This is a genomic window from Noviherbaspirillum pedocola, assembly GCF_016632335.1.
Classification (GTDB): domain Bacteria; phylum Pseudomonadota; class Gammaproteobacteria; order Burkholderiales; family Burkholderiaceae_D; genus Noviherbaspirillum_A; species Noviherbaspirillum_A pedocola.
Window position 1 is genome coordinate 551,268 of record NZ_JAEPBG010000003.1, and the last position, 23,314, is coordinate 574,581.

Consider the following 23,314-nt stretch of genomic DNA (forward strand, 5'->3'; position numbering starts at 1 on the left):
GCGCAGTGAAAGCCGATGCATGCCATTTCACGCTGCTAAGAGCGTGGCGCCGTGTCAGGCGTCACCCGACCCGGGAAGCTGCGCGGCAGAAAGGATGGCAGCGACGCCTTTAGCGCTTGGGCTCATGGAGGCTGTCATGAGCCCTGGGACCTATCAGAAGAGGCCTCTGCATTTACCGCCAATGGAGTCGGCACTACCCCTTAATTTCCCTGAAACAGGGTATTAGTCAAAGCCGCGTCGCATCCGAAACGCCTCGGTCGCCTCAACCAGCGCGGCCATGATGCCCGGCTCGCTGGCGGAATGGCCGGCGTCGGCGATGACGCGCAGACGCGCCTGCGGCCAGGAGCGCGCCAACTTGTAAGCGGTAGCCGGCGGGCAGACGACGTCATAGCGGCCCTGCACGATGATTGCCGGCAGGTGGCGAATCCGGTCCACGCCCTGCAGCAGCGCGCCCGACGCAAGAAAGCCCCCATGCAGAAAGTAATGCGCTTCCAGCCGGCCGATGCCGATGGCAACCGCATCCGAGCCGAAGTCGGCGATGGTTTCTGCATCCGGCAGCAGCCGCGCGCAACTGCCTTCATAGATGCTCCAGGCCCGCGCGGCGGCGCGCGATTGCGCGATGTCTTCGGAAAACAGGCGGCGCGCATAAGCGCCGAGCAGGTCGTCGCGTTCCTCTTCGGGCACCGCGCCGATGAAGGCCGCGTGCGCTTCGGGGAAGAACAGGCCCATGCCGTGCATGAACCAATCGATCTCGGCGGCGCTGCACAGGAAGATGCCGCGCAGGATAAAGCCGCTGCAACGCTGCGGATGCGCCTGCCCGTAGGCCAGCGCCAGCGTCGAGCCCCAGGAGCCGCCGAAGATCAGCCAGCGTTCGATGCCGAGCATGACGCGCAGCCGCTCGATGTCTTCCACCAGCAAGGGCGTGGTGTTGTCACGCACTTCGCCCAGCGGCGTGGAGCGGCCCGCGCCACGCTGGTCGAACAGCACGATACGGTAATGACTGGGATCGAAGAAGCGCCGGTGCTTCGGGCTGATGCCGCCGCCGGGCCCGCCATGCAGAAACAGCACCGGCTCGCCCTGCGGATTGCCGCATTCCTCCCAGTACAGCGTATGGATGGCGTCCACAGCCAGCATGCCGCTGCGGTAGGGCTCGATAGGCGGAAACAGCGGCGCGTCCTGGGAAGACTCGGCAATCGTATGCGGCATGATGGCATGGCGGAATGGGCAAGCCGGCACGATAGCATCGATACGCGCCGGCCTCATACCGCATATCGCGCGCGGCAGAGCGGCATCAGCTGCGCAGTTGCGCCGCGGCCGCAAGCATGCCGTCGAGTATGCGCTGTGCCAGCGCTTCGGGAAAACCCGGTGGCAGCGCTTGCCACACGGTGGTCGCAACGCCGGGCGCGGCGTCGATCGCTTCGTCGATCAGCGCATCGGGCGCTCCGCCGTAGCCACATCGACGCGCGGTTTCCACCATGTGCCGCCGCTGCACCTCGGCGGCGCGGTAATGCCGGTTCCTGCCTATCCATGCCATGGCCATCTTCACTTCCTGCGGCGCGAGCTGATTGGCCCCGGTGCCGATGATGGGCCAGGTTGAAATCACGTCGTACAAGGGCGTGAGGCGATAGCGGTCGCCCGCTTCGAGAAAGAGGCTGAAGTTCTTTGCATGACCGTCAGTGGCGCGCAGCAGCCAGAACACGACCTGGGCCTTGAGGAACACCTTCAGGTCCTCGTCGCGCGCAGCCGAGTTGGCAAGCAGCGTCGCAATGGCGTGCATGCCGACGCCGCCATCGGCTTCATAGCGTCGGCTGGCCGGCACGCCGTGCGCCTGGCAAAAGTCTTCCTGCGGCAGGCGCAGCCAATAGCCATCGCGCGACAGGCGTCGGTCGAAGCGCTCGACGACCAGTGCCCGGGTCGCGCCGAACACCAGGATCGCCGAGCGCGGCACCGGCAAGCCGAAGGCTTCCAGGATGCGTGCGCACAGCCACTCGTTTTCCACCGAGGTCGACATGTCGGCGCGGCGATTGCCCACCAGGCCAAGGGGCAGCTTGAAGATATGCGTGGTGGGCGTGCTGTTGCGTGGCAGGCACCAGTTCCCTTCGTTCCAGAGCAATGCGGTCTTTTCCTGGGCGCCGGCAATCGACAGCCGCAAATCCTCTTCGCCGCCCGGGGCGAGCGCATGCGCCGGATTGACGGTGTTGCGCAGCAGGCGCTCGACATCGTCTTCACCGAGCGGCTCCGCCTCGATCGATCGCCAGTTGCGTGGTTCTTCATCTGGCGGCAGCAACTGGATCGCGCCGGCGCAGTCGCGGCCGATGGCCCCCAGCAGCGAAAAGGCGCTGGCGTCGTCGGCGCGAAAGCGCTGCTGTACCCGGCGCCGTATCGCTTCGCTGTCGGGCAGCAGATTGTCGAAGAAGAAGTTCACCGCCTCGCTGCGCACGATTGGGTGGGCCTCGATGGCAGGCAGCGACAGCGACAGCGAGCGGCATGCGCTCGATGCAAACCAATCGGCGTCGTAAGCGAAGACCGGCTCGCCCTGCGGCGGCAGGCGCCATTCGCCGACGCGCACGCCGTTCTGCCAGACCGCCAGCGCCTGGGTCTTGCTGGGGCGGCCCATTACCACTCCAGCGGTGGATTCTCGGCTACGCGCGGCGCGTCGCTTTCAGTTTGGGCTAGCGGATAGTCTGCCGGCCTTTCGACTATCGTGATTTCCAGCCCGAGCGCCGCAGTCATGCGCAACAGCTGCGCCACCGTGATGCGGCCCGGGTGCAGCTCCAGGGTGGATAAGCGCGCCTGGCTCATGCCGGCGCGCTGCGCCAGCTGCGTCTGGTTCAGCCGGCGCGTCTTGCGGTAGCCCTGCAGCAGATGACCGAGCTGCGTTTCAGTGAGAATGGTCTGTCCCATGATTTATCCTGAAAACGAATAAAACCGTTTTATTCGAAAAAAGAGTAAAACGATTTTATTCGAAAACCGGATAAACCGCGAGATGCGCCTGTCTCGGTTAAGGCTGTCCTTGCCTGACCGGGCCACACCCGCTTCAGCCTGGATTCTGGCAGGAGAAGCTGGCGGCATCGTCAATGCTGCCGCTGCCCTTGTACACAGCGATCTTCGGATACGCGCACAGCGGCCGGCTGCGATTGGCCGCCCAGCCCGAAGGCACATCGGCATTGGCGCCGCCCGCGTTGCCCACGCCGCGCGCGCTGGCCGGCACGCTGTCCGGCGCCTGGCCCTTCTCGACCCAGTTCACCAGCGGCGTGAGCATGTCGAACTGGTCCGTCGCCGGTCCGCCGCTGCAATGGTTCATGCCCGCCACGCGATAGAAGCGCGCGAAGTTCGATGCGTCGCCGCCGTTGGCGCTGCGCAGGCCGTCGTACCAGGAGGTGGTGTCGTCGCTGGAGAAGATCGGGTCGCTGGTGCCGTGGTAGACCAGCATCTTCGCGCCGCGGTTCTTCAGCGTGGAAAGGTTGGTCGGATTCGGCGGCGTCATGAACGACATCGCGCTTTCGGTATAGGTCGGGTTCGTTGCATTGATCTCGGCCAGCAGGCTGTCGAGGCTGTAGGTCAGCATGAAGTTGTTGGCATCGAAGTTCGGCGACAGCGGCGGCACCTTCCAGATCAGCGCCACTGCGCCGGCATCACGCTGCGCCGGGCTGGTGAACTTCCACGATGCCCAGCCGGAGGTGGCCAAACCCGCGTCATACGGAAAGCTGGTGTAGATCTTCTTGCCGCTTTCGGTGACGGCGCCGGCGAAGAGCTGCGCAATCGCGCTCTTCTGCGCCGATGACAGGCAGGTGCCGTCTCGCGCGCCGCTGCAGGTCGGCACGTCGCGGTTCAGATCGAACGCGGTCTGGCAGGCGCCGATGTTTTGTACCAGTCCATCCTTCGCGCCGTCGAGCGCATCGCATTTGTCCAGCACTGCGTTCGACACCAGCGCGCGCTCGGCTTGCGTGAACCCGGTGGAAATGTCGCTGGCATTGGTGGCAAGCGCGGCATAGGTGCGGCCGCCGGCCAGGTTTGCGGTGGCCGCGAGCGGCAGTCGGAAACCCGGGTCGCCGACGAGGTAGCCGTCGTACTGATCGGCATAACGCGACGCAGCCACCATCGTGTGGCGCCCGCCATTGGAGCAGCCGCCGATATAGGAACGATCCGGTCCCTTGCCATAGGCGGTCTGTATCACTGCCTTGGCCATGGGGGTCAACTTGCCGACCGCCTGGTAGCCATAGTCCAGCCGCGCCTGCGGATCGATGCCGAAGGCGGCAGTTTGGCCGGCGTGGCCGGCGTCCGAGCTGATCACGGCGAAACCCTGGTTCAAGGCATTGTCCAGCGGCCCGCCGCCGCCGACCGGGCCGGTCGCGGGCACGACGCTGCCGTCGGTGCCGCCATTGGCCTGGTAGAAGAAGCGGCCGTTCCATGCATTCGGCAGGCGCATCTCGAAGCCGATCGCATAGCTCTGGCCATCGACCGGGCTCACGCGCTGGAGCATCTTGCCGGTGATCTGGCAATGCGCCGGCACTGCCTTGCCGGCGATGGTCTGACCGCCGGCGGCGATCGCATTGGCCGCAGTGATCGTGGTGTTCGGATAGTTGATCCTGCTGACGAGGTCGGTGCAGGAGGTGAGCGCAGCGCCCGTCGCCGCGGCGAGCTGCGGCAGCGTGCCGCTATTGCTGGTGTTGTTCGCGTTGGAGGCAGAGTTGTCGTCGCTGCCGCCGCATGCGGACAGGACTGCAGCGGCGATGATGGACAGGGCCAGCGTACGTTGCCGGCTGCACAGTTGCATGGTCATGAAGGTCTCCTTGTTGGTTTGTCTTTATATGCGTGATGCCGCGCGCTGCACCACGGTTTCCATTGCTTCGTCCTGATGCGGCGCATCGAAGCCTGTCGCGAGAAAGCTTGAAACATATGGCAACGGTAACTCGCCGTACAGCGCTGCCCTTCGATACGCCGCCATGCGGCTACTCAGGGCGAACGTGGGCTCTTGCATGCGAGCCGGAATGCGCAGGCGCTGCAGACACCCTGAATACCGGGTCATCAGAGCGGCTTTACATCCTTGAGCACGCCGATCGGCGCATTGACCAGCTTGCCGTCGACCTTCTTCACTTCGCGGATGTACATGTTCTGCACGATGTCGCGGCTCTCGGCATCGATGCTGATCGGGCCGCGAGGACTCTTCCATTTCATGCCAGCCAGGGTCTTCACCGCCTTGTCGCCGGTGACATCGCCGTTGAGGCGCTTGACCGTCTCGGCGATCATGCCCATCGTGTCGTAGGCTGCCACGGTGACGAAGGTGGCGGGCGGACGATTCGGATTGGCCGTGGCATAAGCCTTCAGGAAGGCGCGGTTTTCATCGTTGTCCAGCGTGATCGCATAGTTCAGCACCGTGACCGCGCCGAGCGCGCGCTCGCCGAGCGATTCCAGCGTCGGCACTTCGCTGGTCATGTCGCCCACGCCGAGGAATTTCACGCCGGCCTTGTCCAGGCCCTTGTCGCTAAAAGCCTTCAGGATGCCGATGCCGTCTTCGGCGCCCGGCGCGAAGAAGAACACCGCGTCGGGTTTTTCATCCTTCACCCGCTGCACGAAAGGCGAATAATCCGGATTGGCCAGCGGCACGCGCGCCGAACCGAGCACCTTGCCGCCAGCGCTCGTGAAGCCCTTGATGAATCGCGCCTCGGCATCGACGCCGGTGCTGTAATCGCTGACCAGGGTATAGACCTTGCCGACCTTGTTCTGCGCGGTCCAGGTGCCGAAGGGCTCGGTCATCTGCTGCATCGTCATGCCGGTGCGCAGCATGTACGGTGACTTCGCGGTGATGCCGGTGGTGACCGCGTTCATCACGATCATCGGCGTCTTGCCCTGCGTGGCGATCGGCGCGACCGCGAGCGCGCTCGGCGTCAAGGAGAAGCCGATCAGGAAGCTGACCTTGTCACGCGAGATCAATTCCTGCGCGGCGCGCTTGGACATCTCGGCATTGGTGCCGCCGTCATCGCGGTAGATGATCTCCAGCTTCTTGCCTGCCACCTTGTCGCCGTACTGCTGCAGATAGGTCTTGATGCCATCCTCGAAGGGCTTGCCGGTGTTGGCGAAAGGCCCGGTCAGCGCGGCGATGACGCCGATGCGGATGGTGTCGCCGCTGTCAGCCGCGCCGGCGGCAAGCGGAAGGCATGCAGCGATGAGGGCCGCAATCGTAATGCGTTTCATGTTGTCTCCTGGTTGTTATCGTTGTGGTGTCATGCGGCGACGATCGTGCCGCCCTCGCCGCGGTACATCGCCTCAATCAAGCTGGCCCTGCGCGACAGCACCGCGGCCTGGTTGATCGAGCCCTTGTCGGTCAATTCGCGCTGGTCGATCGATGGCGGCTCGGCAAGCAGCAGCAGGCGTTCGACGCGGTTCGAGGAGCCGCTGGCAGATGCGTTGATTTCATTGAGCAGCCGCGTGAAAAAATCACGCACTGGGGCGCTGGAAAGGATCGCTTCGGCGCTGGCGTCGGCAGCGAGGCCGGACAAGGTCAGGCAGTTCTCGATGCGCGGAAAGATCATCAGCCCGATCGCATCGCGATCGAGGCCGGTCACCACCGCGTCGAGCACATACGGCGCGCCGGCGCTGATGATGCGCGCGCGCAGCGGGCCGACCGAGACGAAGGTGCCGGAAGACAGCTTGAAGTCTTCGGCGATGCGGCCGTCGAACAGGAAACCGAGCTCGGGCCTCGCGGGGTCGTAGAAGCGCAGCGCGTCGCCGGTGCAGTAATAGCCTTCCGCGTCGAAGGCTTCACGCGTCAGATGCGGCGCGCGCCAGTAGCCGGGCGTCACATGCGGGCCCGCGAAGCGGGCTTCGAGTTTGTCACCATGCGGCACCAGCTTCACGCGGCAGCCCGGCGCAGGGACGCCGACATAGCCGGCCTGCACGATGTCGCCGGTGCCGAAGGTGCAGGAAGGCGAAGTCTCGGTCATGCCCAGGCCGGTCATGATGCGGATCTTCTCGCCGCAATGGGCTATCGCCACCGCGTCGAGCCGGTCCCAGGCGGCCTGCGACAAGCCCGCTCCGGCGCAGTAGAACAGCTTGACGTGCGAGAAGAAGGTCTCGCGCAGCGCAGCGTCCTGCTCCAGGGCCTCGGTCAGCATTTCGAAGCCCTTGGGGATGTTGAAGTAGACCGTCGGCGCGATCTCGCGCAGGTTGGCCAGCGTCGTCGTGAAATCCTTGGGGGTCGGCTTGCCGTCGTCGATGTACAGCGTGCCGCCGTTGTAGAGCACGATGCCGACATTGTGGCTGCCGCCAAAGCAGTGATTCCATGGCAGCCAGTCCACCAGCACCGGCGGTTCTTCGGCAAGAAAGGGAAAGGTCTGCAGCAGCATCTGCTGATTGCTGCACAGCATGCGGTGCGTGGTGATCACCGCTTTCGGCTTCTTCGTCGAACCCGAGGTGAACAGGAATTTCGCAATCGTGTCCGGACCAACGTCGCGATTGGCGGCATCGATGCCCGCCGGCTCGGCGGCGAGCAGAGCTTCGAAGCGCGTGGCATCGCGCCCGGCGATATCGCCCTGCCCCAGCACCAGTTCCGCATCCCTCGGAAGCGCCGCTTCGATCGCGCGGCCATACGCACGGCCATCCGACGCATACACCAGTCCTGGCGTGAGCTGCTCGATGAGTTCGCGCAGCTTGCCGTAGTCGGTCGCGATCAGCGAATACGCGGCTGAAAGTGGCGCATACGGAATGCCCGCATGCATCGCGCCCAGCGCCATCTGGAAATGCTCGAGATCGTTGCCCGACAGGATCGCCAGCGGCCGCTCGGCCGAGAGTCCGCGATCCAGCAGAGCCTGGCCGATGCGCCGTGCGCGTTCGAACATCTCCCTGTACGAGATGCGTATCCATGCACCATCGGCGCCGCGTCGCGCCACGAGGGTGCGCTCGGGATGACGCTGCGCGCCCGAGACCAGCCGGTCGGTGAAGCGCGCCGGCGCATCCTCAAGCGGCGTAAGCGCATCCACATGCCACACGCCGTTTCTACGATGAGCGCCGATCTCGGGATTGCCGAGCGCGACCGGGCGCTGCCGCGCCGGGCCTGATGCTCGCAGCGAATCTGTCATCCCTGCCTCCGTGTCAGATCGGGTAATGGCGCGGACCGGTCTGGATCGTGATCCAGCGCAGGTCGGTGAATTCCGCGATCGCTGCGCGGCCGCCGAAGCGACCATAGCCGCTGCCCTTGACGCCGCCGAACGGCATCTGCGCTTCATCGTGCACCGTCGGCCCGTTGATATGGCAGATGCCCGATTCAATACGCTGCGCCACCGCCATCGCGCGGCCGATGTCGCGCGAGAACACCGCCGACGACAGGCCGTATTCGCTGTCGTTGGCCAGGCGTATCGCTTCCTCATCGGTGTCGAAGCGCAGGATGGAGACGATGGGCCTGAAGGACTCTTCCTGGTAAGCCAGCATCTCGGGCGTGACGTTGTCGATCAGCGCCGGCTGCATGATGTTGCCGTCCACCGCGGGCTTGGCAGGCAGCACCGATGCGCCCTTTTCGATGGCATCGTCAACCATCTTCGCCACGCGTGCAGCGGCGGCAGGATCGACCATGCCGGCCAGCGGCGCATCGCTTGCGGCGGCTTTCAGGCTCGCGGTCTTCGCAGCGAACTTTTCCAGGAAGGCCGGCGCGATCTTGCGATCGACGATGATGCGGTCGGCCGACATGCAGATCTGGCCCTGGTTGAAGAAGGCGCTGAAGGCGCAACCTTCCACGGCGGCATCGAGATCGGCATCGTCCAGCACCACGATCGGGTTCTTGCCGCCCAGCTCCAGCAGCACCGGCTTGAGATGCCTGGCCGCGAGTTGCGCGATGATGCGGCCGACATGGGTCGAACCGGTGAAGTTGACGCGCTTGACCGCCGGGTGCGCGATCAAGCGCTCGACCAGTTGCGGCGCATCCTGCGGCGCATTGGTGATGACGTTGACCACGCCCGCCGGAAAGCCCGCGTCTTCGAATACCGTGCCGATCAGCCGATGCAGCGCCGGGCACATCTCGGACGCCTTCAGCACCACGGTATTGCCGCAGGCCAGCGGCATGGCGACCGCGCGCGTGCCGAGAATCACCGGCGCATTCCATGGCGCAATGCCCAACACCACGCCGCAGGGCTGGCGCACGCCGAGCGCGAGCGAGCCGGGCACGTCGGAAGGAATGACTTCGCCGGCAATCTGGGTCGTCATCGATGCCGCTTCGCGCAGCATGTTCGCAGCGAGCATCACATTGAAGCCATACCAGACCGGGCTGCCGCCGGCCTCAGTCACGCCGCATTCGATGAACTGATTGCGGCGCGCCTCCATCGCCTCGGCGGCCCTGAGCAGCAGCGCGCGGCGTGCGCCCGGCGCCATCGCAGCCCATTCCGGAAACGCGGCCTGCGCCGCAGCGATGGCGCGGTCTGCATCCTCGCTCGTGGCCGCGGCGGCGCGGGTCGCGACTTCGCCGGTGGTCGGATTGCGCCGCTCGAACACGGCTAGGCTGGATGCGGCGAGGCTCTGCCCGCCGATCAGAAGGTCGGTCTGAAACATCGAATGTCTCCTCGTTGATGGGTGGTAAGCAGCGGGCCGCTTGCGCCGCGCCGCTTCCATGATTCTCGTCGACGCGTCTTATGCGCGCTTGTACGACTGCAGTCCGGGCTTGATGCTCTTCTCGTCCAGGAACTGCTTCAAGCCTTCCTTGCGGCCCTTCTCCGGATCGCGCTGATTCGACTGGTCGGTCTTGGCGTACAGGTAGTCTTCGTTCTGGTCCCAGGTCAGCTCGCGGCAGCGCTTGAAGCCCTGCTTCGCATAGCGCAGCACCACCGGGTTCTTCTGCAGCAGGTTCTGCGCCAGCCTGATCGTTTCCTCGCGCAGCTGCTCCTTCGGGACGCTGCGGTTGACCAGGCCCATCTCGGCTGCCTGCTTTCCGGTGAAGGTTTCGCCGGTCATGATGTAGTACAGCGCCTGGCGATGGCCCATGGTGTCGGCCACGGCCTTGGACACCAGGTTGCCCGGCGGGATGCCCCAGTTCACTTCGGACAGGCCGAACACCGCGTCGTCCGCCGCGATCGCCAGATCGCAAGCCACCAGCGGCGAGAACGCGCCGCCGAAGCACCAGCCATTGACCATCGCAATCGTCGCCTTGCTGTACATGCGCAGAAGTTTCCATTGCCATTGCGAGCAGTCGCGGCGTATGCGTTCCTGCATGATCTCGGGCTTGCCGTCGGTTTCGCGGAAGTATTCCTTCAGGTCCATGCCCGCGGTCCAGGCGTCGCCTGCGCCGGTGAGCACGATGACCTCGGCCTCATCGTCCAGCTCCAGGGTTTCCAGCACATCGATCATTTCGCGGTTCAGCGTCGGGCTCATCGCATTGCGCTTCTCGGGACGGTTCAGCGTGATCCAGCCTATGCCGCCGTCGACATCAACCTTGACCGTATCCCAGCGGCCTTCGTATTTGGACATACAATGTCTCCTCGAATGTGAGTGTAGTATCAGGTAGCCTGATATGCGACTTATACTAGCCGCGTCCCCGCGCTTTGACAAGACCCCTCTTCATGCCATCGAAAAAAAATTCAGCTGACGTTGCCAACGATAAAACCCGGCCTTCCGGCATCGCCTACCTGGTGGGCCGCCTCGACCATGTATTGAGCAAGCGCCTGCGCGATGGCCTGGCGCCGATGGGCATGACGGTGCCGCATTACACCGCGTTGTCAGTGTTTCGCGCGCTGGGCACGCTGTCGAATGCGCAGCTGGCCGAGCGCACGATGGTTTCGCCGCAGTCGGCCAATGAAATGGTGAAGGCGATGGAAGCGCGCGGCTGGATCGAGCGCCAGCCCGATCCTTCGCATGGCCGCATCATCCAGATCGGCCTGACCGAGGCCGGACTCGAGCTGTTGCAGCGCTGCGATGCGGTGGTGCTGCAGGTGGAACAACAGATGTTTCCGGACATGCCCGAGGACGAGCGTGACTGGCTGCATGCGCAGCTGCGCAATGCAGTGCGCGCACTGAGCGTGCATGGGATTTGAGCGACACATCTGGCCTGTGCCGCATCGTGGCCGATGATGGCGTTGAAAACAGGCCTTCAGCGTTCACACACCGAAGCGCGCCGCCGTATCCATGAAGCCGCGCCAGCGAGTGATCTTGCCACCCTTCGCGGTGAAGACATGCACCCATTCGGACTCGTAAGCCTTGCCGGTGTCCCGCGCCATCGCACGTTCCCAGCCGAGCACGGTGACATGCGCAAGCGGCGTGCGAGCACTCCGGAAATGCTTGTAATAGTTGTAACGAATTTCCACAAACTCCAGCTGCGCCATGCGGCATCGATATATTGGCCATGCGGTGCGCCAGCTTGGGCGCTGACAATGACCATCGCCGCCGTTGCATGCACAGTCTCCTGGTCAAGGGCCGCATTTAGCCGCGGCCGCCGCACTCCCTCGAACCGCAGCCATGGACCTTCCGACTCCGCTTGCCGATGCCATGATTCATCGCGCTGCGCAGCTGCTGTACCTGATGCTGCCGATCTACGCGGCCAACATGGCGCCGCCATTTACCCGTTACTGGCGCGGCCCCAATCCGCCGATCAGCCTGCGTTATCTGGGCAGCCACAAGACTGTCCTCGGTTTTCTCGCTGGCATTGTCGTGGCACTGCTGGTGGCCTGGCTGCAGCATCTCGTCGACTGGCGCGACGCGCTGATCCGCGGCCCTGACTGGTTCGCCACGGGACTCGCCGCCGGCTTCGGCGCAATGGCCGGCGATAGCATCAAGAGCCTGGTCAAGCGCCGCCTGCGTATTGCGCCCGGCCAGCGCTGGATACCTGCAGATCAGCTTGATTTCATCGTCGGCGGTTTGCTGGCGCTTTTGCCTTGGGTGCGGCTCGGCGCCTGGGATATCGCCGGCATCCTGGCTTTCAGCTTCATCGGCGACATCGCCGTGAATCAACTGTCTTACCGCTTGGGTATACGAGACACGAAATGGTGAACCGGGCGCACCTATCTATCCGCAAGCGAAGAACCCGATTGTCAGCCTCTTCCGTTCGCCCATATGTGTGACAAATTTGCAACATTTAGCAAACCCCTGCCAAAGCATTAATTAAAGGCTTTACAGCAATGTTTCTCAGTAATAACCTTTAATCCTTGCTTTCCTGTCACCGAACATAATGAAAAAAGAACAAATACTGGAGCACATCAGGAACGCGCCCATGCTGCAGTCCGACAAGGACTGGACCGCGATCGGAGACATGTACGCATCGGCGCTGTCAGGCGTGGCCGAAAAGCTGACGGCGATGGAAATGGCGGCATTCGTCGCGGTCGGCATTCTGGCGCGGCAGCATGTGGTGGGCGACGACGCGCCGGGCGGGCAGTCGGTGCTGGATTTTCTGCAGCGCGGCGCGCAGATCTCCCTGTTCTGAGGGGACGCGGTCGCGCTGCATCTCGTGCTTAACCCGCGATCCCGATGCCCTGCTGCGCGCCGACCTGCGACGCCGGCACCGCGCGCCGCTGCAGCAGCTCGAGCATCTTCGCGTTGAAGGCCGGGATGTCATCCGGCTTGCGGCTGCTGACCCAGTTGCCGTCAACGACCGCTTCCTGGTCGAGCCAGTTGCCGCCGGCATTGCGGATATCGTCCTGCAGCGTCGGCCAGGACGTCATCGTGCGTCCCTTCACCAGCCCTGCGGATACCAGCACCCAACCGCCGTGGCAGATCACGAACAGCGGCTTGCCGGCGCCGTCGATCTGCCGCACGAATTGCTGGGCCTTCGGTATCACCCGCATCTGGTCGCCATTGATCACGCCGCCGGGCAGCAGCACGGCGTCGTAATTGTCGGCGACGGCTTCGTCGAAAGTGAGGTCGACGTTGAACTCGTCGGCCTTGTCGTGATGCTTGAAGCCCTGCACCTTGCCGCGCTGCTGGGAAACGATCTCGGTCTTGAAGCCGGCTTTTTCCAACGCCTCTTTCGGGCCGGTGAATTCGACCTGTTCGAAGCCTTCGGTGACCAGGATGGCGATGCGTTTGGACGAGGATGCGTTCGGGGTGGCACTCATGGGTATTCTCCTTGCAAGTTGGGTAGGTAGCGTCATGTGGCGTCGTTCCTGCGCGCCGCAGAATGAGACAACGCGTCGCCACGGCTTTCGATGGATGAGGTACCGACGCAAAAGTTCGGGGCTGACATTGATTGCAAACATCGCAGCGGGTTTTTATCGGTAAGGCCATCGCTGCCGTGCGCATTTCTCTCAGGAAGCTCGAGCCGGAATGCCGCCGCGATCCATGGATGACCGTCAAATCCCGATGCGTTCATTGGGGACGCCAGGCCCGGTGGAACGCTTCCTTCCCGGCCCGCGACAAGGCGCGCTTCCTCCTCCTTATAATTCCGCACCACTCACCACTCCCATCCACCAGTGAACCTCGACCCCGTCTCTCTTCGCCTCTTCGTGGACATCGTCGAAAAAGGCTCCATCACCGGCGCAGCCGACAGCGCCCATACCGCCGCATCCGCGGTGTCCAAGCGCATCACCGACCTCGAGACCGCGTTGAAGACCCAGCTGCTGGTACGCACCAACAAGGGCGTGGAAGCGACGCCGGCCGGCATTGCGCTGGCCAACATGGCGCGCAGCGTGCTGCATGAGCTCGCCGACATCGAGGCGCAAATGAGCGAATACGCCGCCGGCGTGCGCGGCCATGTGCGCATCCGCGCCAATATCTCGGCCATCACGCAATTTCTGCCGCATGCGCTGCAAAGCTTCCTGGCCGATCATCCGGAAGTGCAGATACGCCTGCAGGAAGACATCAGCACCGGCATCACCCGCGCCGTAGCGGAGAACGCGGCCGACATCGGCATCTTCACGATGATTTCGCATGGCCATCCGCTGGAGGTCTTTCCGTATCGCGACGATGAGCTGGTGCTGATCACGCCGCGCGGCCATGCGCTGGCGAAGCGGCGCGCCGTGTCCTTCGCCGAGACGCTGGAATTCCCGTATGTCGGCCTGCATGCCGACAGCGCGATCAACCTGCAACTGATCCGCGCCGCCAACGAACTCGGCAAGACGGTGCGCACCACCATCCATGTCACCAGCTATGACGCGCTGTGCTTCATGGTCGAAACCGGGCTGGGCATCGGCATCATGCCGCGCGCCGTCGCGCAGCCCTACCGGCGCACGCTGGGCATTGCGGTCGTCAGCCTGCAGGAACCATGGGCAAAGCGCCAGCTGAAGATCTGCGTGCGCTCGCTGTCGGCCTTGCCGGTCGCGGCGCGGCTGCTGGTGGAGCACCTGCGCCAGACCGGCTGAGCGATCTTGCCTTCGCATTTCGCGAAGGCGGCTTCGCCAAATACTGGTTTTCGGCAACTGGCGGCGACGCTAGGATCTTCCTCGCAGTCCCACCATAACAAGCAAGGAGACCAGACATGAAGACGCGCATCCTCATCATCGCCGCATTCGCCGCAGCCACCGCGGGCGCCGCCTGGGCGCAGCAACCCATCGTCATCAAGTTCAGCCACGTCACTTCCACCGACTCGCCCAAGGGCAAGGCCGGCGAATACTTCAAGAAGATCATGGAAGAGCGCAGCCATGGCAATGTGAAGGTGGAGCTCTACCCGAACAGCACGCTGTACAAGGACAAGGAAGAGATCGAGGCGCTGCAGCTGGGAGCGGTACAGATGCTGGCGCCCGCGCCGGGCAAGTTTGGCCCGATGGGCGTGCGTGAATTCGAGGTGCTGGACCTGCCCTTCCTGTTCGATAACGTCGCCGAAGCGCACAAGGTCACCGATGGCCCGATCGGCCAGGGCATGCTGAAGAAGCTGGATTCCAAGGGCATCATCGGCATGGCCTTCTGGAACAACGGCTTCAAGGAAATGACCGCGAACAAGCCGTTGCGGAAGCCCGAGGACTTCCGCGGCCTGAAATTCCGCATCCAGTCTTCCAAGGTGCTCGATGCACAGATGCGCTCGGTCGGCGCCAATCCGCAGGTGATGGCCTTCTCCGAGCTGTACCAGGGGCTGCAGACCGGCGTGGTCGACGGCCAGGAAAACCCGACTTCCAACATCTACACGCAGAAGATGCACGAGGTGCAGAAGTACCTGACGATGTCGGACCATGGCTACCACGGCTACGTCGTCATCATGAACAAGCGCTTCGTCGATGGCCTGCCGCCTGACGTGAAGACCACGCTGGACGGCGCGATCAAGGACACCACCGCCTACTTCGACGAGATCGCGAAAAAAGAAAACGATGACGCGCTGGAGAAGATCCGCCAGTCGGGCAAGACCCAGATCATCACGCTGACGAAGGACGAGCGCAACGCGTGGAAGAAGGCGATGATCAAGACCCACAAGCAGATGGAAGGCCTGGTCGGGAAGGATCTTCTGCAATCGATCTACAAGGAAACCAACTTCAACCCGGAAAGCCTGTAATCCGGCGCATCCCGGGCAGAAAGACCGACTTCGCATGCAGAGGAAAACCATGAGCACAACACCACAGCTGCCGCTGGCTGGCCTGCGCGTCATCGAGATGGGCAGCCTGATCGCCGGCCCGTTCGCCGCCAAGACGCTGGGCGAGTTCGGCGCGGAAATCATCAAGATCGAGCCGCCGGGCAGCGGCGATCCGCTGCGCAGCTGGCGCACCGAGGAAGGGGTGACCTCGGTGTGGTGGCATGTGCAGGCGCGCAACAAGAAGTCGGTGGCGATCGATCTGCGCCAGCCGGAAGGCCAGGATCTGGTGCGAAGGCTCGCGGCCGAAGCCGACGTGGTGATCGAGAACTTCCGGCCCGGCACGCTGGAGCAATGGGGCCTGGACTATGACACCCTGTCGCGCGAAAACCCCAAGCTGATCATGCTGCGGGTATCGGGCTATGGCCAGACCGGCCCGCTGCGCGACCTGGCCGGCTTCGGCGTGGTGGCCGAGGCGATGGGCGGCTTGCGCCACATTACCGGCGTGCCCGGCGAAGCCCCGGTGCGGCCCGGCATCAGCATCGGCGATTCGCTGTCGGCGCTGCATGGCGTGATCGGCATCCTGCTGGCGCTGTACCATCGTGACGCCCATGGCGGCCAGGGCCAGATGATCGATGTCGCGCTGTATGAGTCGGTGTTCAACATGATGGAAGGCGCAGTGCCGGAATACGACCGCCACGGCGTGATCCGGGAGCCGGCCGGCAGCGCCCTGCAGGGCATCGCGCCGACCAATGCGTATCCGACCGCGGACGGCCGCTATGTGCTGATCGCCGGCAATGGCGACGGCATCTTCCGCCGGCTGATGAAGCTCATCGGCCGCGACGACCTCGGCGAAGACCCGGAGCTGGCGCGCAATCCGGGCCGGGTCGCGCAGATGGGCCGCATCGACGCGGCGATTGGGGCCTGGAGCTCGGTGCGCTCGCTGGAGGAATGCCTGGCGCAACTTGGCGAAGCGCGCGTGCCGGCCGGGAAGATCTATACGGTGAAGGACATCGTCGAAGACCCGCACTACCAGGCGCGCGACATGCTGCGCGAGGTGACGCTGAACGACGGCAGCCAGCTGAAGGTGCCGGGCGTAGTGCCGAAGCTGTCGGCCACGCCGGGCCGCTTCGAAGGCGGCGGGCCGGATCTCGGTCAGCATACCGAAGCCGTGCTGAAGAGCCTGGGCCTCGATGCCGCGCGGCTCTCTGAATTGAAAGAAAAAGGAGTGATCTGATGGCGAACTCGACGCTGCCCTTCCATGCCTTCGTCGGACGGCGGGTCTATATCAACGATGTCGCGATGCGCGACGGCCTGCAGATCGAGCCGGAATTCGTGCCGACCGAAGACAAGATCCGCATGGTGAATGCGCTGTCGCGCACCGGCCTGGCCAAGATCGAGGTGACCTCGTTCACGTCGCCGAAGGCGATTCCCGCGCTGCGCGACGCGGAAGCGGTGATGAAGCAGATCGACCGCATGGAGGGCGTGAGTTATGTCGCGCTGGTGCCGAACCTGCGCGGCGCCGAGCGCGCGCTGGAATGCCGGGTGGACGAGATCAACATGGTGATGTCGGCCAGCGAGACGCATAACCTGGCCAACGTGCGCATGACCCGCGCGCAGTCGCGCCGGATGCTGACCGACATCATCCAGGCCGCGTGCGGCGCGGCGGCGATCAACATCTCGATTTCGACTGCCTTCGGCTGCCCGATGGAAGGCGCGGTCGCCGCGCGTGAAGTGCTGGAGCTGGGCGACTGGTTCGCGCAGCAGGGAGCCACCGGCATCACGCTGTGCGACACCACCGGCATGGCCAATCCGCTGCAGGTGGAGGCGCTGTGCGATGGGTTGGCCGAGCGGTGGAAGGGGCTGGAGTTGACGCTGCATTTCCATAACACCCGCGGGATGGGGCTGGCCAATGCACTTGCCGGCCTGAATGCGGGGATCAATCGCTACGACGCGTCGCTCGGCGGCCTCGGCGGCTGCCCTTATGCGCCGGGCGCCACCGGCAATGTCTGCACCGAAGACCTGGTACACATGCTTGCGGCGATGGGCTGCGATACCGGCGTGGACCTCGAGGCGCTGCTGGCCTGCGCGGCGCAATTGCCGCAGCTGATTGGCCACGATGTGCCGGGCCAAGTGCTCAAGGCCGGCAAGTCGGATCGACGCTATCCGACGCCGCCGGACTTCGTGGAATCCCGCGAGCGGGCGCTGGCGCGGGATGGAAGCGCCAGCGATGGCAAGGCAGCCGCCTCGTCCTGATCTGGCGGTGGCGCCAGCGCTTTCGGCGTGCCTGCGGCAAACCGGCCGGGCTACCGCGACTTGTCCACATCGAGCATCAACGCTGCCTGGTTCATCCGTCGCGCATGCCGCTGCACACCCTGCCCATGCGTCGTTCTATGGTTTGCGTTTTGGAAGATGGATGGCGAACGTTGTTCCATCCGAGCAGTTCGAGGAAACGACATGGATAGCGCCGCCGTGGGCAGCGACTACCTCCCGTGCAATGTACAAACCCAAACCCAGATTGGCGTATTTGTTCTGGCTGGCATTGGGCGTTCGCGCATAGCGAAGCATCGGGTCGAAAATATGCTCGATCTCGTCTTCAGGAATCGGCATGCCGAAATTGTGCACAGCGATTACCACTTCATCGGATGTGCCGTTCAATGAAACTGATACCGGTTCTTCCTGCGAGCCGTGCTGCAGCGCGTTATTGATGACGTTACAGATGGCCTGACTGATGCGCCCGCCATCCCAGGCGCCGTCGAGCTCTCCGGACACGGCAAGAGCAATCGTTCTGTCCGGGTAACCCGAGCGGATCTCCTCGGTCAGCTGCTCCGTGAGGTGCCCCATGTTGATCGGGTGCGCGGAGATCTGCATGCCGAAGCGGGCTTTGGTGAAGTCGAGCAGATCGCTGACCATTCTGTTGATCCGGGCACTACTGTTGAATATCCGGGAGGCGAGTTTAATGTACTTGCCGTCCAGCGATTCTGTCCGCATCAACGTCTCGGCGCCTATGCTGATGGCATTTAGCGGCGTCCGGATATCGTGTCCAAGGATGCCTATGAAGATGTCCTGCGCCTGCCGCTCCATCTTTGAATACTGGACCACGGATTCGGCGAGAGCCTGATCGAGCGCCTCGTTAAACCGGGTAATGTCTTCCACTTCGAATGCGGTGGCGGTTTTGTTCCGCTTCGACCAGGAGTAAAGAACGCTCGTTCGAAGCGCACGATATTCCGCCACCAGTTGTTCGATGGTGAACCCCGATTTCAAACGCAGGGCTGCATGCACTTCGGCTGCCGATTCGCCGTGGCGCGAAGGGCTCTCCCCCATCGATCTCGCCAACCTCTCACGGTCGGAGCGTGGGCGGTCCAGATCTTCTGCGATTTCGCGAAGCATTTCTTCCGCATGGTCCCGAAGCTCTGCGACGTCCATCGTTCGGTGCGGAGGCTGGATCGAGCGCGCGAAGTCTTCCCACGCCTGCAGGATCGGTTCAAGGTTTTCTTCAATATAAATTGACAATCTCACAACATCCTCCGCGCCTTCCTCGTTTTAACGCGTGAGCCGACCTGTTTCATGTGGCGCGCCGCAATTTTTCAGGAGGCGAAAGTGTAGTGTCTGCACGCATACATGTCCGTACAGTTCATTACGTTACGTTCTTGATGCGCCTCTAATAAGGGAAGGTGGTGCAGATGCATTATTGTTTTTATAATACGGATTACGCTGACGAAATTGCATGACGGACCGCAATTCGCTATTGCGAGAATATCGTTCTTATTTCCCTGTCATCTATAACAGAGCCGCAATCCTATCGAGGAATATGTGATGCAAATTCCAGCGTCCCCAGTTGATTGCACGAACTTTCTACTCGCTCATTTACCGGAAAATGAATATCGCGCATTAAAGCCTCATCTGGAATTTATCCCTACACCAATTCATTTTAATTTTTACAGGCGCGACGAACGAATCGACTATGTGTATTTCCCGCTGAGCGGCGAGCATTCGGTTCTCGCGGTTATGGAAGATGGCTCTTCTGTCGAGGTGGGTACGATAGGCAGTGAGGGCTTTTCCACGATCGATGTCCTTACCGGGAGTAACCGGTCCCTGGAAACCGTAGTTTGTCAAATCGCTGGAGCAAGTCTGAGATTGCCGCTTTCGGTCTTCAGGGAAGCGATGCAAACGGAAACGGTGCTGGGTCGCCTCGCGTATTGTTATCTTCGAGCATACCTCGCGCAGGTTTCCCAGTCCGTTGCCTGCAATCGGCTGCATACCACTGAAGAACGATTCGCGAAATGGATGCTGATGAGTCATGATCGCGTCCCCGGCGACGAAATTCGAATTACCCAGGAATATCTGGCCACGATGCTAGGCGTACATCGCCCCACCGTTAGCCTGATTGCGAGAGATTTTCAGCGATTAGGGCTCATAAAATATACCCGAGGCGTGATTACCATTGCAGACAGGGAGGGCATGGAAGAGGCTTCCTGCGAATGCTACTCGGCTGTGAGAAAACAATTCGAGCGGGCGTTGGGCATACCCATGGCCTAATCCCGGCTTCAAATTAGAAATGCCTGTTGCATGACTTGAGGCGAGCATGGCGGATTAAAGAACGGCGAACGATTTCGGCATTCAGCGGCGATAGGAAAACGCCGAGCAGATTCGGCATTGCGCGGCTTGCACGTTGCAATGCATTTTCAGGACGGCTTTAATCCTGGCCCGAGTTTCGGGTAGGGCTGCACGTTTGCCGATTCGGCTGCGAAGCATATCCATCCTTACTAGTTGCTAGATGCCGGCAATGCGTTCTCGTCGGCCTTGCCGGAACCGGAGGCGGTGGTTCCGACAGCGCTTTCGCCCGCACTGTCATTGGTGGCCTCCCTGCTTGCCGCTTCGTCGCCTGTTGCCGCCTGAGCCTGTGATTCCTGCTTTTCCATTTCCTGTCTGGCGACCTCCTGCCTGACTGCCTCCTGTATTTCCGCTGCATGGCTCACAGGCTGCTGAGCATGACCCGACGAGAGGATGGAACCTGACCCGAGTCCGAGAAGGACGCCGCTCAGCATGCCTCGGAAAGGGCTGCTGTTTGGCTGGCTGGGAATCGTTCCCCGGGGGTAGATCGAGGGCGCTGCGCGTTGCGGGAAACCCGGCTGTGTGGGCGGCGTTAGGCTTCGGCGAGCCAGCGGAGGGGCTGGTTGGGACCGTACCGAAGCAGGTGTAAGCCCGTTTGTCCAAGAGGGAAATGAGAAGTGGAGAAATCGGAACGCTGGTCGTGACCAATCGAGAGGTAATGCGGATCTGATCAGGGTCGTTAATACCTTGCCGCGATGTGGAAGGTTCGGAGAACCGGGCCGCTGACAGAAAAGCGCCTTTTCCCTTTGAAAAGAAAGCGGGAGAAACGTTGCGTTCTTGAGATGACAGAAAAATAAAAAAGTGAATTCGAGAACGATCTACGAACGCCAAGCATTGCGTCAAGGAAACTTTCCTGCTTACAATTAAAGGGCCATGTCGGCACCCGGCATGGCTTTTTTTCTTGTAACCGAACGGATAAGTGATGAATTACTGGTATGCGGCGCGTGCCCGCACCGTCGTACTCTCCCGAATTTCCCTCTGTATCGTCGCCCTGTTGGGCCTGCAAGCCCCAGCATTCGCGGCCAATGCGATCAGCAGTCAGCAGAGCGCAGCGCATGGGCAAAATGATGCTGCGGGCGATTTCGCAACCAACCGACTTCTTGTCGTGCCGCGTGCCGGCCTGTCGGACCAGAACCTGACAAAGCTCCTCAGCCCGCTGAATGCGCGCAGCCGCCGCATGGGCAAGAGCAGCCTGCATGTTGTCGAAGTGCCGCCCGGATCGGCTACGGCCATTGCCGCGCGGCTGAAAAACCATCCGCAGATCAAGCTTGTCGAACTCGACCGCCGGCTGCCGCACGCGTTCATGCCGAACGATCCGGTCTCGCCGAATGGCGGCGCTTGGCATCTGAACAAAATTGGCGCAACTACCGCCTGGGATTCGACCATGGGTGCGGGCGTCACCATTGCGATCCTCGATTCCGGTGTGAATGCCTGGCATCCGGATCTGGCCGCCAACATGGTTTCCGGCTACAACGCCGTGGACTACAACAGCAATACCGATGACACCTGCGGTCACGGCACCGCAGTCGCCGGCACGGCAGCAGCTGTCATAAACAATGGTCAGGGCACTCCCGGCATCGCCGGTCAGTCCAGGATCATGCCGGTCAAGGTCGCTGCCTATGACAGCTCCTATAACGACTGCTACGCGTATTACAGCACCGTCACCAACGGCATCGTCTGGGCGGCCGACCATGGCGCGCGCATTGCAAACGTCAGCTATTCCGGCGTGGCAGGAAGCACCGGCATCCAGAACGCGGGCAATTACCTGAAAAGCAAGGGCGGTCTGCTGTTCGTCTCGGCCGGCAACATGGGCAGGGACGAGAACCTGCCGCGCACTTCGAGCATGGTCGTGGTGTCGGCCACCGACAATAACGACAATCTCGCATCGTGGTCGAGCTATGGCAGTTTCGTGAGCATTTCGGCGCCCGGTACGGGCATCTGGACCACGACGCGAGACGGCGGCTACCAGGCGTGGTCCGGCACATCGTTCTCCAGCCCGCTGACCGCAGGCGTTGCCGCGCTGATGATGTCGGCCAATCCGTCGCTCGACAGCGCCACCGTCGAAAGCCTGCTGTACTCCACGGCAGTCGATCTCGGCACGCCGGGCCGCGACAGCTATTTCGGCTACGGCCGCTTGAATGCCGCCGCCGCAGTACAGGCCGCGGTTTCGCGCCTGCCCAAGCCCATCGACAAGCAAGCGCCGGTGGCAGCCATCACCGCGCCACAGGCGTATGCAAGCGTATCGGGCTTGGTGCCGGTGGACGTGTCCGCAACGGATAACGTCGGCGTGGTCAAGGTCGAACTTACCGTCAACGGCAAGCTCGTCGCCTCCGACACTGGCGCACCGTTAGCCTTTTCCTGGGACTCGGCTGGCGTGCCCAACGGCATGGCAACCCTTGTCGCAACCGCCTATGACGCCGCCGGCAACAGTGCCGCCTCGGCGCCTGTTGCGGTAAATGTCGCCAATGCGGTTGCGGTGGCCGCCCCTGCGCAGAAATGGGTGCAGTGCGCGACCGAAGACAACACCTGTAACTTCTCTGGCACGCATCTGGTTCGCTATGGCGCGAATAACAGCTACGCCTACCAGACGATCGCCAGCACGGTTTCCTGCACCAACGACGTATTCGGCGATCCAATGGTCGGCGTCCGCAAGACATGCGAGTACGATGCCAACTCGACGCCAGCCGTGAGCTGGGCACAGTGCGCCAACGAGTGGGGCGTCTGCAATTTCTCCGGCACGCGCCAGGTGCGCTACGGCGCCAATGGCAGCTATGCGTACAAGACCGCCACAGCCTCGGTCTCCTGCACCAACGATATCTTCGGCGATCCTGCCTATGGCATCGCCAAGACCTGCGAGTACGCCAGCAATAGCACCACCACGCAGACGGCCGAAGTTTGGACGTGGTGCTCGAGCGAGTACAACACCTGCAGTTTTGCCGGCACCCGCGAAGTCAAATATGGCGTCAACGGCGTCTACACCAGCAAGATCGTGACTGGCCCCGTAGCCTGCTCCAACGCCATCTTTGGCGACCCGGTTGTAGGCGCTGCCAAGGAATGCCTGTACTCGAGCATCAGCAGGTAATTGCAGACTGATGTCCTGCCGGATACAGTCGCCAAATGACAAAGCCCCTCGGTTCGAGGGGCTTTGCAGTATCTGGTGCTGGTATTCCTGAGGTAGCCTGACTTTTTCGGACACTCCCGTTTGATAAACTGATCAAAGGGAGAAAGCAGAATGCAGACAAAGACATACACACCGGAGTTCCGGGCTGAAGCCGTCAAGCTGGTATTGGCGCAGGG

General features: G+C 62.6%; 21 protein-coding genes. 9 read left to right on the top strand and 12 right to left on the bottom strand.

What is annotated here, in order from left to right:
* Nucleotides 1–222: 222 nt before the first annotated feature.
* From pip to JJB74_RS10930, 8 genes are all read right to left on the bottom strand, one after another.
* Complete coding sequence (pip, locus tag JJB74_RS10895; protein ID WP_200591869.1) at nt 223–1,206, bottom strand: prolyl aminopeptidase; 984 nt, start codon at nt 1,204–1,206, stop codon at nt 223–225.
* Nucleotides 1,207–1,291: 85 nt separating this feature from the next.
* Nucleotides 1,292–2,617 carry a type II toxin-antitoxin system HipA family toxin gene (locus tag JJB74_RS10900; protein ID WP_200591870.1) on the bottom strand — a complete coding sequence of 442 codons (1,326 nt, stop codon included), beginning with the start codon at nt 2,615–2,617 and terminating at the stop codon, nt 1,292–1,294.
* Nucleotides 2,617–2,904: a helix-turn-helix domain-containing protein gene (locus JJB74_RS10905; protein ID WP_200591871.1), complete on the bottom strand. Its 288-nt coding sequence runs from the start codon at nt 2,902–2,904 to the stop codon at nt 2,617–2,619. The genes JJB74_RS10900 and JJB74_RS10905 overlap by 1 nt, the downstream gene beginning before the upstream one ends.
* A gap of 133 nt (nt 2,905–3,037) precedes the next feature.
* Nucleotides 3,038–4,777 carry a tannase/feruloyl esterase family alpha/beta hydrolase gene (locus JJB74_RS10910; protein WP_407672322.1) on the bottom strand — a complete coding sequence of 580 codons (1,740 nt, stop codon included), beginning with the start codon at nt 4,775–4,777 and terminating at the stop codon, nt 3,038–3,040.
* A 251-nt stretch (nt 4,778–5,028) separates the two neighbouring features.
* Nucleotides 5,029–6,195 (bottom strand): ABC transporter substrate-binding protein, encoded by a 1,167-nt coding sequence (locus JJB74_RS10915; RefSeq protein ID WP_200591873.1) that lies wholly within the window; start codon nt 6,193–6,195, stop codon nt 5,029–5,031.
* 29 nt (nt 6,196–6,224) lie between these two features.
* Nucleotides 6,225–8,078, bottom strand: coding sequence for a feruloyl-CoA synthase (locus JJB74_RS10920; RefSeq protein ID WP_200591874.1), 1,854 nt, complete (start codon nt 8,076–8,078; stop codon nt 6,225–6,227).
* A gap of 13 nt (nt 8,079–8,091) precedes the next feature.
* Nucleotides 8,092–9,537, bottom strand: coding sequence for an aldehyde dehydrogenase (locus JJB74_RS10925; RefSeq protein WP_200591875.1), 1,446 nt, complete (start codon nt 9,535–9,537; stop codon nt 8,092–8,094).
* Nucleotides 9,538–9,615: 78 nt separating this feature from the next.
* The gene (locus JJB74_RS10930; protein WP_200591876.1) at nt 9,616–10,449 is read right to left on the bottom strand and encodes a p-hydroxycinnamoyl CoA hydratase/lyase; all 834 of its coding nucleotides are present in this window, start codon (nt 10,447–10,449) and stop codon (nt 9,616–9,618) included.
* Nucleotides 10,450–10,541: 92 nt separating this feature from the next.
* Between JJB74_RS10930 and JJB74_RS10935 the strand changes: the two genes are divergently transcribed.
* Nucleotides 10,542–11,012, top strand: a complete 471-nt coding sequence (locus JJB74_RS10935) for a MarR family winged helix-turn-helix transcriptional regulator (RefSeq protein WP_200591877.1) — start codon at nt 10,542–10,544, stop codon at nt 11,010–11,012.
* 63 nt (nt 11,013–11,075) lie between these two features.
* On the opposite strand, the gene JJB74_RS10940 is transcribed toward JJB74_RS10935, so the two are convergent.
* On the bottom strand, nt 11,076–11,300 hold the full coding sequence (locus JJB74_RS10940; RefSeq protein WP_200591924.1) for a nuclear transport factor 2 family protein: 225 nt from the start codon (nt 11,298–11,300) through the stop codon (nt 11,076–11,078).
* 133 nt (nt 11,301–11,433) lie between these two features.
* On the opposite strand from JJB74_RS10940, the gene JJB74_RS10945 reads away from it, so the two are divergent.
* Nucleotides 11,434–11,964: a CDP-archaeol synthase gene (locus tag JJB74_RS10945; protein ID WP_200591878.1), complete on the top strand. Its 531-nt coding sequence runs from the start codon at nt 11,434–11,436 to the stop codon at nt 11,962–11,964.
* Nucleotides 11,965–12,184: 220 nt separating this feature from the next.
* The gene (locus JJB74_RS10950) at nt 12,185–12,394 is read left to right on the top strand and encodes a hypothetical protein (protein WP_200591879.1); all 210 of its coding nucleotides are present in this window, start codon (nt 12,185–12,187) and stop codon (nt 12,392–12,394) included.
* Nucleotides 12,395–12,422: 28 nt separating this feature from the next.
* Here JJB74_RS10950 and JJB74_RS10955 read toward each other — a convergent pair whose 3' ends face one another.
* Nucleotides 12,423–13,025, bottom strand: a complete 603-nt coding sequence (locus JJB74_RS10955; protein WP_200591880.1) for a type 1 glutamine amidotransferase domain-containing protein — start codon at nt 13,023–13,025, stop codon at nt 12,423–12,425.
* Nucleotides 13,026–13,379: 354 nt separating this feature from the next.
* On the opposite strand from JJB74_RS10955, the gene JJB74_RS10960 reads away from it, so the two are divergent.
* From JJB74_RS10960 to JJB74_RS10975, 4 genes are all read left to right on the top strand, one after another.
* Nucleotides 13,380–14,267 carry a LysR family transcriptional regulator gene (locus tag JJB74_RS10960; RefSeq protein WP_200591881.1) on the top strand — a complete coding sequence of 296 codons (888 nt, stop codon included), beginning with the start codon at nt 13,380–13,382 and terminating at the stop codon, nt 14,265–14,267.
* A gap of 116 nt (nt 14,268–14,383) precedes the next feature.
* Complete coding sequence (locus tag JJB74_RS10965) at nt 14,384–15,388, top strand: TRAP transporter substrate-binding protein (protein ID WP_200591882.1); 1,005 nt, start codon at nt 14,384–14,386, stop codon at nt 15,386–15,388.
* 49 nt (nt 15,389–15,437) lie between these two features.
* Nucleotides 15,438–16,640 (top strand): CaiB/BaiF CoA transferase family protein, encoded by a 1,203-nt coding sequence (locus JJB74_RS10970; protein WP_200591883.1) that lies wholly within the window; start codon nt 15,438–15,440, stop codon nt 16,638–16,640.
* Nucleotides 16,640–17,659 (top strand): hydroxymethylglutaryl-CoA lyase, encoded by a 1,020-nt coding sequence (locus JJB74_RS10975; RefSeq protein WP_200591884.1) that lies wholly within the window; start codon nt 16,640–16,642, stop codon nt 17,657–17,659. Before JJB74_RS10970 ends, JJB74_RS10975 begins: the two co-directional genes overlap by 1 nt.
* A 135-nt stretch (nt 17,660–17,794) precedes the next feature.
* Here JJB74_RS10975 and JJB74_RS10980 read toward each other — a convergent pair whose 3' ends face one another.
* Nucleotides 17,795–18,922: an ATP-binding protein gene (locus JJB74_RS10980; protein ID WP_200591885.1), complete on the bottom strand. Its 1,128-nt coding sequence runs from the start codon at nt 18,920–18,922 to the stop codon at nt 17,795–17,797.
* A gap of 297 nt (nt 18,923–19,219) precedes the next feature.
* On the opposite strand from JJB74_RS10980, the gene JJB74_RS10985 reads away from it, so the two are divergent.
* Entirely contained in the window at nt 19,220–19,942 is a 723-nt protein-coding gene (locus JJB74_RS10985; protein WP_200591886.1) for a Crp/Fnr family transcriptional regulator, read from the top strand.
* A 227-nt stretch (nt 19,943–20,169) separates the two neighbouring features.
* Here the strand turns inward: JJB74_RS10985 and JJB74_RS10990 are convergent, their stop codons facing one another.
* The gene (locus JJB74_RS10990; protein WP_200591887.1) at nt 20,170–20,325 is read right to left on the bottom strand and encodes a hypothetical protein; all 156 of its coding nucleotides are present in this window, start codon (nt 20,323–20,325) and stop codon (nt 20,170–20,172) included.
* 614 nt (nt 20,326–20,939) lie between these two features.
* Between JJB74_RS10990 and JJB74_RS10995 the strand changes: the two genes are divergently transcribed.
* Nucleotides 20,940–23,099: a S8 family serine peptidase gene (locus tag JJB74_RS10995; RefSeq protein WP_200591888.1), complete on the top strand. Its 2,160-nt coding sequence runs from the start codon at nt 20,940–20,942 to the stop codon at nt 23,097–23,099.
* Nucleotides 23,100–23,314 lie beyond the last annotated feature (215 nt).

What these genes read in the sequence shown, in the direction of transcription:
- pip (WP_200591869.1), bottom strand. Translation starts at nt 1,206, where the DNA reads ATGCCGCATACGATTGCCGAGTCTTCCCAGGACGCGCCGCTGTTTCCG.
- JJB74_RS10900 (WP_200591870.1), bottom strand. Translation starts at nt 2,617, where the DNA reads ATGGGCCGCCCCAGCAAGACCCAGGCGCTGGCGGTCTGGCAGAACGGC.
- JJB74_RS10905 (WP_200591871.1), bottom strand. Translation starts at nt 2,904, where the DNA reads ATGGGACAGACCATTCTCACTGAAACGCAGCTCGGTCATCTGCTGCAG.
- JJB74_RS10910 (WP_407672322.1), bottom strand. Translation starts at nt 4,777, where the DNA reads ATGCAACTGTGCAGCCGGCAACGTACGCTGGCCCTGTCCATCATCGCC.
- JJB74_RS10915 (WP_200591873.1), bottom strand. Translation starts at nt 6,195, where the DNA reads ATGAAACGCATTACGATTGCGGCCCTCATCGCTGCATGCCTTCCGCTT.
- JJB74_RS10920 (WP_200591874.1), bottom strand. Translation starts at nt 8,078, where the DNA reads ATGACAGATTCGCTGCGAGCATCAGGCCCGGCGCGGCAGCGCCCGGTC.
- JJB74_RS10925 (WP_200591875.1), bottom strand. Translation starts at nt 9,537, where the DNA reads ATGTTTCAGACCGACCTTCTGATCGGCGGGCAGAGCCTCGCCGCATCC.
- JJB74_RS10930 (WP_200591876.1), bottom strand. Translation starts at nt 10,449, where the DNA reads ATGTCCAAATACGAAGGCCGCTGGGATACGGTCAAGGTTGATGTCGAC.
- JJB74_RS10935 (WP_200591877.1), top strand. Translation starts at nt 10,542, where the DNA reads ATGCCATCGAAAAAAAATTCAGCTGACGTTGCCAACGATAAAACCCGG.
- JJB74_RS10940 (WP_200591924.1), bottom strand. Translation starts at nt 11,300, where the DNA reads ATGGCGCAGCTGGAGTTTGTGGAAATTCGTTACAACTATTACAAGCAT.
- JJB74_RS10945 (WP_200591878.1), top strand. Translation starts at nt 11,434, where the DNA reads ATGGACCTTCCGACTCCGCTTGCCGATGCCATGATTCATCGCGCTGCG.
- JJB74_RS10950 (WP_200591879.1), top strand. Translation starts at nt 12,185, where the DNA reads ATGCTGCAGTCCGACAAGGACTGGACCGCGATCGGAGACATGTACGCA.
- JJB74_RS10955 (WP_200591880.1), bottom strand. Translation starts at nt 13,025, where the DNA reads ATGAGTGCCACCCCGAACGCATCCTCGTCCAAACGCATCGCCATCCTG.
- JJB74_RS10965 (WP_200591882.1), top strand. Translation starts at nt 14,384, where the DNA reads ATGAAGACGCGCATCCTCATCATCGCCGCATTCGCCGCAGCCACCGCG.
- JJB74_RS10970 (WP_200591883.1), top strand. Translation starts at nt 15,438, where the DNA reads ATGAGCACAACACCACAGCTGCCGCTGGCTGGCCTGCGCGTCATCGAG.
- JJB74_RS10975 (WP_200591884.1), top strand. Translation starts at nt 16,640, where the DNA reads ATGGCGAACTCGACGCTGCCCTTCCATGCCTTCGTCGGACGGCGGGTC.
- JJB74_RS10985 (WP_200591886.1), top strand. Translation starts at nt 19,220, where the DNA reads ATGCAAATTCCAGCGTCCCCAGTTGATTGCACGAACTTTCTACTCGCT.
- JJB74_RS10990 (WP_200591887.1), bottom strand. Translation starts at nt 20,325, where the DNA reads ATGGAAAAGCAGGAATCACAGGCTCAGGCGGCAACAGGCGACGAAGCG.
- JJB74_RS10995 (WP_200591888.1), top strand. Translation starts at nt 20,940, where the DNA reads ATGAATTACTGGTATGCGGCGCGTGCCCGCACCGTCGTACTCTCCCGA.